This is a genomic window from Pseudomonas sp. TE21394 (assembly GCF_054057835.1).
This window is the reverse complement of record NZ_JBSRZR010000001.1, coordinates 4,583,493-4,596,503: the sequence shown is the minus strand read 5'-3', so window position 1 is coordinate 4,596,503 and position 13,011 is coordinate 4,583,493. Positions and strand designations below refer to the sequence as shown.

Genomic DNA, 13,011 nt, shown 5'->3' with positions numbered 1-13,011 from the left:
TCACCGCAAGCGACTGATTTGTTAATTTTGTTTTCATCATCGATTGATAATTTTTGCAAAACAACCAGCAGGCCAGTCATGAACGTCAAGCAACTGCGTGCCTTTGTCACGGTGGCCAAGTACCAGAGCTTCGCCCAGGCCGGTGAACACCTGCATGTCTCGCAACCGGCCCTGAGCCTGACCATCAAGGCCCTGGAAGAAAACCTGGGGGGTGCCCTGCTCAGCCGTACCACCCGCAGCGTCAGCCTGACCGCCGAGGGCGAGGTGCTGCTGCCGCTGGCCCGGCGCCTGCTGGCCGACTGGGACGACACCGAAGAGATGCTGCGCCAGCGCTTCACCCTGCAACTGGGCCGGGTGTCGGTGGCGGCCATGCCGGCCTTCGCTGGCAACCTGCTGCCGCATTCGCTCAAGGTGTTTCGCCAGCGCTACCCGAAGGTCAACGTCACCGTGCACGATGTGATCAACGAGCAGGTACTGGAACTGGTGCGCCATCGCCGCGTCGAACTGGGCATCGGCTTCGAGCCGGACAACATCGATGGCCTGGACTTTCACCCGCTGTACATGGACCGCTTCGTCGCCGTGGTGCCTGCCGACTCGCCCCTGGCCCGATTGCCCCAGGTCAGCTGGGTGCAACTGCTGGCCGAAGACTTCGTGGCCCTGCAGCGCCCATCGGCGGTGCGCCTGTTGATGGAGCAGAACGTGGCGGCACGGCACGGCAAACTGGCGGTGGCGTTCGAAAGCCACCAGCTTTCGACGATCGGCCGCATGGTTGCCAGCGGCCTGGGGGTGAGTGCCGTACCGGCGCTGTGCATCAACCAGATGCAGGAGCTGGGTGCCCGCTGCGTGCCCCTGGTCGAGCCGACGGTCGAACGCCGCATTGGCGTGATTGCCCTCAGCGAGCACAGGCTTTCCACGGCGGCGCAGGCGCTGCTCGAGGTGTTGCTTTCCAATACCCGCATTCCGGAGGTGACATGCGTTACATGACACTGGCAGGTTCGAGCGTTCCGGCCATCGGCCAGGGCACCTGGTACATGGGTGAAGATCCAGGCCGCCGGGCGGCCGAGGTGGCGGCGCTGCAACAAGGCATCGAGCTTGGCCTGAGCCTGATCGACACCGCCGAGATGTATGCCGAAGGCGGCGCGGAAACGGTCGTTGGCCAGGCCATTGCCGGGCGCCGTGACCAGGTGTTCCTGGTCAGCAAGGTCTACCCGCACAATGCCAGCCGGCGCGGCATGGCAGCCGCCTGCGAACGCAGCCTTGCGCGCCTGGGCACCGATTGCATCGATTTGTACCTGCTGCACTGGCGGGGCCAGCACCCGCTGGAAGAAACTGTCGATGCATTCGAGCGCTTGCGCGAGCAAGGCAAGATCAGGCGCTGGGGCGTGTCCAACTTCGATGTCGACGACCTGCGCGAATTGCACAACCCCGATTGCGCGACCAATCAGGTGTTGTACAACCCGGCCCAGCGCGGCATCGAGTTCGACTTGTTGCCGTGGTGCAAACAGCGCGCCCTGCCGACCATGGCTTATTGCCCGCTCGCCCAGGCTGGGCGCCTTTTGCAGCACTCGGTGCTGGCGCAAATCGGTGAGCGACACGGCGCCACGGCGGCCCAGGTGAGCCTGGCCTGGGTGACCCGCAACGACGGGGTGATCGCCATCCCCAAGGCCGTGACACCCGAGCATGTGCGGCTGAATGCGGCGGCGGGTTCGCTGACCTTGAGCAGCGAGGACCTGCGGGCGATCGACCGCGCGTTCCCGCCGCCGACGCGCAAGCAGCACCTGGCGATGGTCTAGCGACAGGCACGAATCGAACGCGATCCTTGTAGGAGCGGTCACCACGTCACCTGCTTCGGGGATAAATCCGCTCCTACGGGGGTACCCGTAGTGCTTTAATGGAAATCCCGGCTGCGCACCTCCAGCCCCTGCAGCAACTGGCTGACATCTTCCAGCCGCCGCGCAATCAAGTGGCGCACTCCGTCGGCCTGCTCCAGCCGCCCGCTGACCTTGAGCAACTGCGCCCCCACCAGCGCCCGCCGCTGCCGCTCGGCCAGGTCGCGCCACACCACGACATTGACCATGCCGTGCTCGTCCTCCAGGGTGACGAAGGTCACGCCACTGGCCGTCTGCGGCCGCTGGCGGCCCACCACCAGCCCGGCCACGGCAATGTTGTCACCATGCTCGACACCTTGCAGTTCGTGCGAACTGCGGCAGCCCAGCGCCCTCAGACGTGAACGCAACAAGGCCAACGGATGCGGCCCAAGCGTGGTGCCCAAGGTCTGGTAATCAGCCATCAGGTTCTCCGCCAGGCTGGGGACAGGCAGTTCGACGTCGCCTTCCGGCACGGTTTCCACGTCGGCGAACAAGGGCAGCTGCGGCTGCACCGCCGCCACCTGCCAGCGCGCCTGATGGCGATCACGAGCCAGGGCGCGCAGCGCGCCAGCATCGGCCAGCTGGGCGCGGGCACGCGCGTCGAGCCTGGCGCGCAGGCACACGTCCTCGACATCGCGCCATGCCCGCTGCGCCCTCGCCTGCACCAGGCGCCTGGCATCGGCCTCGGCAAAACCACGCACCAGGCGCAAACCCATGCGGATGGCCAGGGCCTCGCCCGCGTCAGGTTCAAGCGTGCAGTCCCAATCACTGTGGCAGACATCCACCGGCCTGACCGCAATGCCCTGGCGCCGGGCTTCTTGCAGCAACTGGTCGGGGCTGTAGAAACCCATGGGCCAGCTGTTGACCAGCGCACAGGTAAAGATCGCCGGTTCATGGCACTTGAGCCAGCTGCTGGCATAACACAGCAAGGCAAAGCTGGCCGCGTGCGATTCCGGGAAGCCGTAGCTGCCAAAGCCCTTGATCTGCTCGAAGATGCGCTCGGCGAACGCCAGCGCGTAGCCATTGCGCAACATGCCCTGCACCAGCCGCTCGCGGTGCGGCTCCAGGCCGCCATGGCGCTTCCACGCAGCCATGCTGCGACGCAACTGGTCGGCCTCGCCGGGGCTGTAGTCGGCGGCGACCATGGCCAGCTCCATCACCTGCTCCTGGAACAACGGCACCCCCAGGGTGCGCTCGAACACGGCCTTGAGCTGCGGCGAGGGGTAGGTCACCGGCTCCTGCTTCAGGCGTCGGCGCAGGTAAGGATGGACCATGTCCCCCTGGATCGGCCCGGGGCGCACAATCGCCACCTCGATGACCAGGTCATAGAAGGTTACCGGGCGCAGCCGAGGCAGCATGGCCATCTGCGCACGCGACTCGATCTGGAACACGCCCATGGTCTCGGCGCGGCTGATCATCGCGTAGGTGGCCGGGTCTTCGCCGGGAATGGTCGCCAGGGTCAAGTTCCGGCCACGGTGGCGTTGCAACAGGTCGAAGCAACGGCGCAGGGCGCTGAGCATGCCCAATGCCAGCACGTCGACCTTGAGCAGGCCGACCATGTCCAGGTCGTCCTTGTCCCACTGGATCACCGTACGCTCCGGCATCGCGGCATTTTCCACCGGCACCAGTTCGTCCAGGGGTTGCTGCGAAATGACGAAACCGCCCGGGTGTTGCGACAGGTGCCGGGGGAAGCCGATCAACTCACCGGCCAGCACCAGCACCCGCCGCAGCGCAGGGCTGCCCGCCTCGAAACCGGCCTCGGCCAGGCGCTGGTCATCGGGTATGCGATCGCTCCAGCGGCCACAGCACTTGGCCAGGGCATCCACTTGGTCGGCCGGCAACCCCAGCACCCGCGCTACATCCCGCACCGCACCGGCGGCATGGTAGGTGTTGACCACCGCGGTGAGTGCCGCGCGGTGCCGGCCATAGCGACGGAACACATACTGGATCACTTCCTCGCGGCGGTCATGCTCGAAGTCCACGTCGATATCCGGCGGCTCGTTGCGCTCGCGCGAGAGGAAACGCTCGAACAGCAGGCGGTGCTCCATGGGGTCGAGTTCGGTGATGCCGAGGACGAAACACACCACCGAATTGGCAGCCGACCCCCGGCCCTGACAAAGAATGCCCTGGCTGCGGGCGAAGGCGACGATGTCGTGCACGGTCAGGAAATAGCTCTCGTAGCCCAGCTCCTCGATCAGCGCCAGCTCCTTGGCCAGCACATCCCGTACCTTGCCACTCGGGCCCTGCGGCCAACGCAACGGCAACCCCTGCTCGCACAGTACCCGCAGCCAGCTCGCCGGGGTATGGCCCTGGGGTACCAGCTCGCGAGGGTACTGGTACTTCAACTCACTCAACTCGAACTGGCAGCGCGCCGCGATGGCCAAGGTCTCGGCCAGCAGTTCGGGGGGATAGAGTTCGCCCAGTTGCGCCTGGCTGCGCAGGTGCCGCTCGCCATTGGCAAACAGAAAGCGCCCGGCCTCGGCCACCTGGCAGTGCTGGCGGATGGCGGTCATGCAATCCTGCAAGGCGCGGCGGCCACGCACGTGCATGTGCACGTCACCGCAGGCCACGGCACGGATGCCGACCCTTGCGGCCAGGCTGCGCATGCGTTCGAGGTGCAGGGCATCGTCACTGCCGCGGTGCAGGTGCACGGCCAGCCACAGGCGCTCAGCGAACACGCTGTACAGCCATTGCCCCGTGGCGGTATCGGTGCCGTCATCGGCCACCCACAGGGCCAGCAGGCCATGCTGGTGCTGCAGCAGATCATCGCGAAACAGCTGGTATTCGCCCTTCTGCGCGCGCCGCCGGGCCCGGGTGATGAGCGCGCAGAGGCTCTGGTAGCCCGTCAGGTCCTGCACCAGCAGCACCAGTCTGGGGCCGTCCTGCAACTGGACTTCACTGCCCACGATCAACTGCAACTGGTGTTTCCTGGCCGCCTGCCAGGCCCGGACGATGCCGGCCAGGGTGCATTCGTCGGTGATCGCCAAGGCCTGGTAGCCCTGCTCGCGCGCACGGCGGAACAGCTCGTCGGCGCTCGACGCGCCGCGCTGGAAGCTGAAGTTGGACAGGCAATGCAGTTCGGCATAACCCGGGGTGCTCATGCGAACCAGCCTTGCAGCCACAACGGGCCAGCCTGGCTCAGGTCGCGGTAGGCCCAGCCACGCAGGCCATCGCGGGTTTCGATGCGGTAGTAGTCACGGCGCACGTCACCGCCATCCCACCAGCCCGACTCGATACGCTCGGCATGGCCCTGCACGCGGTAGCAGGTTTCGTCCAGCCTCATCGGCGCCGCCAGCAACCAGCCCGGGCGGCTGCCAGGGGCCACCGGCAAGCTGCCCGGGCCGCCCTGCTCTACCCGCTGCCAGGCGCATTCGGGGCGGTGGTCGGCGGCCACGCTCAGGCTCTTGACCGCGTCATCGCCAAGGCGCGCGCGCAGCCGTTCACGCAATTGCTCCCAGGGTTGCGCCTGTTGCGCCCGTGGGTCGAACAACGCCTGGTGCTGCGGCACGAACGGTGGCAAGTCCTCAGCCACCAGCCGCAGGTTGCGCACCGGCGCGGGAATGCGCAGCGGTTCCAGGCGCCCGCGTGCCAGCTCGAACAGCATTGCGGCATCGCGTTCGGCGGCCAGCAGGCCCACCTTGAGCAAGGTGTCCGGCCCGTCGGCGTGCTCCAGGTGCAGGCAGAACCGCTGCACGCCGCAATCACGCCCGGCGAGGAAGGCGGCCAGGTCGTTGAGCATGCGCCGCAACGGAAACAGCAGGGCCTGGTGTGATTCGACGTCGAAGTTCAGCTCCAGCCGGGTTTCGAAACGGTCGGGTGGCTGGTAGAAGGCCAGGCCCAGGTTGCGCAGGCCAAGCAACTGGTCAAGGTGCAGCTGCACCTGGGCCGCAAAGCGCCTGGCCAAGGTATCGCGGGGCAAGGCCAGTACCTGGCCCAACTGGCGCAGGCCCATGCGCGCAAAGGCCTCGGCAGCCTGCGCCGGCAGGCCGATACGCTCGATCGGCATGCCCAGCAGCGCCGCCCGGGTGGCATCGGCATCGCCAACAGCCAGGCCATCGTGGCCGTTGGCAAGCATGCGCGCCGCCACCGGGTTGCTGGCCAGGACGATGCGTTGGCGCAGTCCCAGCTCCGCCAGTTCCTGACGCAGGCGTGCCTCGAACGCCGGCCAGGGGCCGAACAGTTGCAAGCTGGAGCCCACCTCCAGCAACAGCGCGCGTGGGTAGTGCAGGCTGACCTGGGCACTGAAGCGGTAGGCCCAGGCCGCCAGCAACTGCTGCACCTGATCGATGCGCCTGGGGTCGGCTTCGACACAACTGAAGCCCTCGGCCAGGGCGCGTGCGGCGGTCAGGGTTTGCCCGGCACGCAAGCCGAGGGCGGCCGCTGCCGGGTTGACCGCCTGCAGCACCCGGCGTTGGGTCGGCCCGGCAAGCAGCACCAAGGGGGTATCGGGGTCGTCACGCTCGCGCAGGACCGTGTCCAGCGCCAGCTGCGGAAACAGGATGCAGGCCCAGAGCATGATGCATCAGCCCCGCCCCGGGCAGGCGATGGGCAGCGCCGGTGGCATGCCGCCCCGGCTTTTCAGCACACGCCATTGCGCCGGGCGGGTGTCGATGGCAATGCGCAGCGCGGCGGGTGAAGGGTTGTGCGCTGCCTGTTGCGGCCGGCAGGCAAAGGCCAGTGCCTGGCCGGTTTCGGCGGCCACCTGCAGGCGCCGCAGGGCGCGGTCATCGGCCCGTTCCGGCCAGCACAGCACCGCCGCACAACTGCCGGAGCGCAGGCACTGTTCGGCAGCCCACAAGGCATCGGCAGGTTCGGCGTCCACCTGCACCAGCCAGCGCAGGTCCACCCCGGCAGCCTGCCAGGCCGGGGCGTAAGGAATGAAGGGCGGTGCCACCAGCACCACCCGGCCAGCGTCGGCACTCAGGCGCGCCAGCGTTGGCCACAGCAATTGCAATTCGCCACAGCCGGGGCTGGCCAGCAACAGTTCGCTGAGGGCCGCTGCCGGCCAACCACCTTCCGGCAGGCGTTCGTCGAGAGCGGCATGACCGGTGGGCTGCAGCCCCTGCGGCCGCGCCTGGGCCTGCCGGCCGCGCCATACCCGGCGCTGGTCGAGCAGCCGGTCGAGGTCGACCACCGCGCCCATCAGTCACGCCTCAGCAAGCCGCAGAATACGCCTTCGATGAAGAACGCCTGTTCAGGGCGGACATCGATGGGCGCATAAGCCGGGTTGCGCGGCAACAGCCGGTAACCGCGGCCCTGGCGCTGCAGGCGCTTGATGGTCACTTCACCGTCCAGGCGCGCGACCACGATCTGCCCGTCGCGGGCGTCGGCCTGCTGCAGGATGCCGACCAGGTCGCCGTCGAAGATGCCGTCGTCGATCATCGAGTCGCCACGCACTTTCAGCAGGTAATCAGGGGTACGGCGGAACAGGCTGGGGTCGAGCAGCAACTGCTCGTGGATGTCGAGGTCCGGGCCGATGGGGGCGCCTGCCGCCACCTGGCCGAGCACCGGTATTTCGAGGATTTCCGGTCGGCGCAGCGGTTCGGCCAGGCGAATGCCGCGCGCCTGGTTCGGCGTGACATCGATGTAGCCGGCCTGGCACAGGGCGGTGATGTGCTTGCGGGCGACGCTGCGCGAGGCGAAACCGAAGCGCGTGGCGATATCGGCCAGGCTCGGTGGCTGGCCGTGGTCGGCGATGCGCTCGCGGATGAAGTCGAGGATCGCGCGGCGTTTGGGGGTCAGAGTATCCATGGAGCACATTTGTACTCTTTCCGGAGCACGCTGAACAGCCCCCTTCGTCGTCAGCTTTCGCTATGATGCCCAGGCGCGTGTTTTTTATCTGGATACCCAATGCTGACTGCCCTGCTATTCGACCTCGACGGAACCCTTACCGACACCGACACCTTGCACCTGCAGGCGTTTCGCCAGTTGCTGCACGAGCATGACGGCCGCGAACTGAGCCAGGCACAGTTCGAGGCCCAGGTCAGCGGCCGCGCCAACGGCGAGCTGTTCGCCGAGCTGTTTGTTGGCGCCAGTGCCGAGCAATGCCGGGCACTGGCCGAGCGCAAGGAGGCGCTGTTCCGCGCCCTGTCACCCAGCCTGGAGCCGATGCCGGGCCTGCTGCGCCTGCTGGAACATGCCCGCGCGCATGCGCTGGGCCTGTGCGTGGTGACCAACGCACCGCGGCTCAATGCCGAACACATGCTGGGCGCCATGGGCCTGGGCCGGCACTTCGAGCACGTGCTGGTGGCCGAAGAACTGGCGCGGCCCAAGCCGGACCCGCTGCCCTACCTGACCGGGTTGCAGCGGTTGGGGGCCGAGGCCGGGCAGGCACTGGCCTTCGAGGACTCGCTGCCAGGGGTGGCGGCGGCGAGTGGCGCAGGGATCTTCACCGTGGGCGTGGCCACGACCCAGACGCCGGAACGCTTGCTGGCGGCGGGGGCCGGGTTGGTGATCGAAGATTTCAACGACACCGCATTGTGGGCGTTGATCAAGGCCATGCAGTGACCTGACGCCGCTCCTGCAAAAGGCGCTCGAGCCATGCTCATCGACGAAGAACTGACCCTCAAGAAGCTGGAAACCTTCCTCGCCTTCATGCGCACCGGCAACCTTGGCCGCGCCGCCGCCGAGCTGGCGACCAGCGCCGTCAGCGTGCACCGCGCCATCCATTCGCTGGAAAGCGCGCTGCGCTGCCCGCTGTTCAAGCACGAAGGCCGCCAGCTGATCCCACTGGAAAGCGCCTATGTGCTGGAAAAGAAAGCCCGCCAGTTGATCCAGGACGCCGAGCAGATGGTGCGCCAGACGCGTGAAGCTGCCGGCTTCTATGCCGAACGGTTCCGCCTGGGGGCGCTCTACTCGCTGACGGTGAAAACCGTGCCCAAGCTGGTCATGGGCCTGAAGCTGCGCCGCAGCGAACTCAATATCGACCTGACCCTGGGCTCCAACGTCGACTTGCTGCAACGCCTGAAAAACCATGAGCTGGAGGCCATTCTCGTTTCGCTCGACGAAAGCGTCAGCGACGCGGCCTGCGCGCATTTGCCGCTGTTCTCCGACGACATTTTCCTCGCCGTGCCCACCGACTCGCCTTTTGCCGGGCAGGCCGAGGTGGACCTGGCCGACCTGGCCGACTCCACCTTCATCACCCTGACCCAAGGCTTCGCCACCCACCGCGATGGCCACGGGTGTTCCAGCAGGCCGGCTTCGAGCCCAAGGTGGCCATGCAGGTCAACGACATCTTCACCCTGCTGAGCATGGTCAGCTCGGGCGTGGGCTTTGCCCTGCTGCCCGGGCGTATTGCGGCGGTGTACGAAAACCGGGTCAGGTTGATCGCCCTGAAGCCGCAGTATCGCGTGCAGCAGCATATCGGTGTGGTGTTTCTGAAGGCGCGGGAGCGGGAGCCGAACCTGTTGGCACTGTTGGCGGAATGCCGGATGTATAGCCTGGAGCGCTGACTGGGCATTTTTTCGGTTTCCTCAAATCGTCAAAGCCCGCTGCACCTCGCCCACCGTTGTCGCCAGGCTGCGCAGATGCAGGCTCGACACCCGCTCCACCGGTGCCTGGTCCAATGGCCAGTGCAAGGCAATGCTGCCCACCAGGCGCCCTTGGGCATGCACCGGCAAGGCGATCGCCCGGATCAGGAACGGCAAGCGCACCGGGTATTCCCAGTGCCCTTCGGTTCGTTGGCCGAACCCTTTGCTGGCGTCTTCCTCGATATCACGCAGCACCGCCTCGTCGCCGAGCTGCTCGTGGGCCGCCAGGCGCTGCACTTCAGCCTCTGCCAACTCGCCCAGGCATGCCCGGCCCATCGCCGAGTGAAACAGGCTGGCATGGTGGCCGACGATCTGGCAGGTGTGCGGGTAGCGCTTGCGCAATATTTGCGGAACAACACTCTCCATCACTTCCAGGCGCTCGCCGTCGAAGCACGACAGGTCGGCGACCAGCCCGGTGCGCTCGCTCAGCTCCAGCAGCATGGGCGCGGCGCTTTCCACCAGACGCCGCTTGAAGCGCAACTGGCGGTCGCCGAACAGGCGCCGGGCGCTCAGGCGGTAACGCCGGTCGCTGAGGCCACGGTAGACCCAGCCCTGCTCCTGCAGGGTGGCCAGCATGCGCGATACCGTGGCCTTGGGCAGCGCCGTCAGGTAATGCAGTTCTTCCAGGCCCAGGGCCTGGTGTTCTCCCAGCAGGTCGACGATGGCCAGCGCCCTTTCCACCGAACGCACACCGCCTGTGTCTGTCGTGATCCCCATAGGAATGACCTCCCTGTAGCTGGATGCTCAGGATAGCCAGCAAGATCCGCGCCTGCGCGGCGCCTTCATGGCATATGCAGGCGCAGAGGTGGGCGCCGCTCGACCCAGCGGGTGAGCTGTTCGTGGGCGTAGGCCAGCTGCAGCAGCGCATGGTCGGCCTGGGCCGGGCCTATGATCTGCAGGCCCATGGGCAGCCCGGCGGCATTGAAACCGACCGGCACGCTGATGCTCGGCAAGCCGGCCAGGGTCGGCCCGATCACCACTTCCATCCAGCGATGATAGGTGTCCATCGCCCGCCCTCCGACCACCGTCGGCCACGGCTGCCGTGCATCGAAAGGGAACACCTGGGCCGTTGGCAACAGCAGGAAATCGTAACGCTCGAACAGCTTGGCCAGCGCGCGGTACCAGGCGCTGCGGTCCAGCGAAGCCTGGTACAGCGCCGCCGCGCTCAGTTGCAGGCCACCCTCCACTTCCCACTGCGCCTCGGGCTTGAGCAGGGCCCGCGTGGCCGGGTCGGCATAGGCCGCCGCCAGGTTGCCGTGCACCAGGAAGTGGCGATGGGTCAGCCAGCATTGCCACAATCGCGCCAGGTCGAACGCCGGCTGGCACGCTTCGACCCGGCACCCCAGTTCAGTGAAGTCCGCCAGTGCCGCTTCGCACAGGTTCAGCACCCCGGCGTCCATCGCCAGATAGCCCTCGTAGTTGCCCAGCCAGCCGAGCCGCACACCACCAAAATCGCGCTGCAAGCCTGCAGCAAAATCATACCGGCCCTGGCTCAGCGACAATGGCGCGCGCTCGTCAAAGCCTGCCTGGACCGACAACAGCCGTGCCACATCCACCACGCTACGCCCCATCGGCCCCTCGGTGGCCAGCTGCTGCACGAACAGTTCCGGCGCCGGCCCATGGGGCACCCGGCCCTGCGACGGGCGCAGGCCATACACGTTGTTGAACGCCGCCGGGTTGCGCAGCGAGCCCATCATGTCACTGCCGTCGGCGACCGGCAGCAGGCGCATGGCCAGCGCCGCTGCCGCCCCGCCGCTGCTGCCACCTGCCACCAGAGCCGGGTCGTAGGCATTGGTGGTGGTGCCGAACAGGCGGTTGTAGGTCTGCGAGCCGAGGCCGAACTCGGGCACGTTGCTCTTGCCGACAATCAGCGCGCCGCTGGCCCGTACCCGCGCCACGCTGATCGCGTCCTGCCCGGGCACCTGCTCGGCAAACAGCGGCGAGCCCAGCGTGGTGCGCAGCCCTGCGGTGGCGGCCAGGTCCTTGATTGCCTGGGGCATGCCATGCATCCAGCCGCGCGAATGGCCACCGGCCAGCTCGCGATCACGTTCGTCGGCCTCGGCCAGCAGCGCCTCGGCCGGGCGCAGCGACACCAGCGCATTGACCTGCGGGTTGAACCGTTCGATATGCGCCAGGTAGGCCTGCATCACCTCCCGGCACGACACCTGGCGAGCATGGATGGCCTGCGACAGTGCCTCGGCGTCAAGGGCAACGATGGGGTCGATGGCAAGCGGCATCACGGTTTCACTCCCAGGTTCAAGGCGGCAGGTTTGAGCGTGCGTGGGGCTTCCTTCAGGCAATAGGTGCCCAGCAGCGTCAGCAGGCAGGCAAACAGGACGTAGAATGCGGGCGCCACTGGCGTGCCGAGCACCTTGCTCAACCAGGTGACGATCAACGGAGCGAAGCCACCAAACACCATCACCGCCACGTTATAGGCCACCGACACACCGGTGGAACGCACCTCGACCGGAAACTGCTCGGCCAGCGCCGTGGGCGCCGGGCCGAAGAACCCACCGATGGCGGTGCACAGCAGCAATTGCATCACCAGCAAACGCTCCAGCGATGGTGCCGCGGCCACCCACACATACAACGGATAGACCATGACGAAGAAGGCCAAGGTAAAGGCCATCAGCACCGGCCGCCGCCCCAGCCGATCGGACAACGCCCCGGAAAGCGGAATCACCACGGTCATCAGCCCCACGGCGAGCATCTGCACCAGCAGCACCTGGTCCAGCGGCAGCCCGAGGTTCTTGTGGGCGAAGGTCGGCATGTTCACCAGCACCACGTAGAACGATACCGTCGCGCCACAGGCCAGGCCCATCGACACCAGCAGGCTGCGCCGGTATTCGCGCAGCACCTGCCACAGGCTGGGCGACTGGCCCTTGGCCTGGCGGCGCGCCACGACGAACGCCTCGGGCTCTTCCATGTGCTTGCGGATCCACAGCCCAACCGGGCCGATCAGCAGGCCGAGCACGAACGGAATACGCCAGCCCCAGCTGTCCAGCGCTTGCGGCGTGCACAGGTGGGTCACCAGGGCCACCATCGCCGCACCGGAAAACACCGCCAGGCACTGCCCGACCAGTTGCCACGAGCCATACAGGCCCTTGCGCCGAGCCGGCGCGCTCTCCACAAGGAATGCCGTGGCACTGGCGTACTCGCCGCCAGTGGCGAAGCCCTGCAGCATGCGCGCCACCACGATCAGCATTGGCGCAGCCATGCCGATGGCCAGGTAGTCCGGGGCAAAGGCAATCATCGCAATCGACACCGTCATCAACCGGATGATCAGCTGCATGGCCGCCTTGCGGCCCTTGCGGTCGGCGTACATGCCCAGCAGCACGCCACCCACCGGGCGCATGAAGAAGCCGACGCCAAAGGTGGCCAGGGCCATCAGCAGCGACGCGTATTCGTCGTCGGAGGGGAAGAACTGGCGGGCGATGATGCTGGCCAGAAAGCCGTAGACGATAAAGTCATACCATTCCAGGGCATTGCCGACGACAGCGGCGACCACTTGCCGGGTACGCGACACGCCGGTGTTCGAAGTCTGCATAGGAAAAACTCCACACAAGGATTGGGTGATCGCCCGGCGCAGGCGCGGCCGGGTTCCAGCGGCAGTC

Annotated in this window: 10 protein-coding genes and 1 pseudogene; 4 read left to right on the top strand and 7 right to left on the bottom strand. The window is 67.0% G+C overall.

The window, feature by feature from the left end:
• Window positions 1-78: 78 nt before the first annotated feature.
• Complete coding sequence (locus ACVWZT_RS21125) at window positions 79-984, top strand: LysR family transcriptional regulator (protein ID WP_296233547.1); 906 nt, start codon at window positions 79-81, stop codon at window positions 982-984.
• The gene (locus ACVWZT_RS21120) at window positions 972-1,793 is read left to right on the top strand and encodes an aldo/keto reductase (protein WP_457471180.1); all 822 of its coding nucleotides are present in this window, start codon (window positions 972-974) and stop codon (window positions 1,791-1,793) included. The genes ACVWZT_RS21125 and ACVWZT_RS21120 overlap by 13 nt, the downstream gene beginning before the upstream one ends.
• Before the next feature lie 95 nt (window positions 1,794-1,888).
• Here ACVWZT_RS21120 and ACVWZT_RS21115 read toward each other — a convergent pair whose 3' ends face one another.
• From ACVWZT_RS21115 to lexA, 4 genes are read right to left on the bottom strand one after another with little or no spacing between them, the layout of a single operon-like run.
• Window positions 1,889-4,969 carry an error-prone DNA polymerase gene (locus tag ACVWZT_RS21115; protein WP_457471178.1) on the bottom strand — a complete coding sequence of 1,027 codons (3,081 nt, stop codon included), beginning with the start codon at window positions 4,967-4,969 and terminating at the stop codon, window positions 1,889-1,891.
• Window positions 4,966-6,384 (bottom strand): Y-family DNA polymerase, encoded by a 1,419-nt coding sequence (locus ACVWZT_RS21110; RefSeq protein ID WP_457471177.1) that lies wholly within the window; start codon window positions 6,382-6,384, stop codon window positions 4,966-4,968. The genes ACVWZT_RS21115 and ACVWZT_RS21110 overlap by 4 nt, the downstream gene beginning before the upstream one ends.
• Window positions 6,385-6,390: 6 nt before the next feature.
• On the bottom strand, window positions 6,391-7,011 hold the full coding sequence (imuA, locus tag ACVWZT_RS21105) for a translesion DNA synthesis-associated protein ImuA (protein WP_296233553.1): 621 nt from the start codon (window positions 7,009-7,011) through the stop codon (window positions 6,391-6,393).
• On the bottom strand, window positions 7,011-7,619 hold the full coding sequence (gene lexA, locus ACVWZT_RS21100; protein WP_457471174.1) for a transcriptional repressor LexA: 609 nt from the start codon (window positions 7,617-7,619) through the stop codon (window positions 7,011-7,013). The genes imuA and lexA overlap by 1 nt, the downstream gene beginning before the upstream one ends.
• 99 nt (window positions 7,620-7,718) lie before the next feature.
• Between lexA and ACVWZT_RS21095 the strand changes: the two genes are divergently transcribed.
• Window positions 7,719-8,375, top strand: coding sequence for an HAD family hydrolase (locus tag ACVWZT_RS21095; protein ID WP_296233558.1), 657 nt, complete (start codon window positions 7,719-7,721; stop codon window positions 8,373-8,375).
• A gap of 33 nt (window positions 8,376-8,408) precedes the next feature.
• Window positions 8,409-9,319: pseudogene (locus ACVWZT_RS21090) on the top strand (LysR family transcriptional regulator).
• A 21-nt stretch (window positions 9,320-9,340) separates the two neighbouring features.
• Here ACVWZT_RS21090 and ACVWZT_RS21085 read toward each other — a convergent pair.
• The 3 genes from ACVWZT_RS21085 to ACVWZT_RS21075 form a co-directional block, all read right to left on the bottom strand.
• Complete coding sequence (locus tag ACVWZT_RS21085) at window positions 9,341-10,114, bottom strand: IclR family transcriptional regulator (protein ID WP_457471173.1); 774 nt, start codon at window positions 10,112-10,114, stop codon at window positions 9,341-9,343.
• A 65-nt stretch (window positions 10,115-10,179) separates the two neighbouring features.
• On the bottom strand, window positions 10,180-11,637 hold the full coding sequence (locus ACVWZT_RS21080) for an amidase (protein WP_457471172.1): 1,458 nt from the start codon (window positions 11,635-11,637) through the stop codon (window positions 10,180-10,182).
• A complete protein-coding gene (locus ACVWZT_RS21075) occupies window positions 11,634-12,944 on the bottom strand; it encodes a citrate-proton symporter (RefSeq protein ID WP_296233563.1) in 1,311 nt (436 codons plus the stop codon). Before ACVWZT_RS21075 ends, ACVWZT_RS21080 begins: the two co-directional genes overlap by 4 nt.
• Window positions 12,945-13,011: the final 67 nt, after the last annotated feature.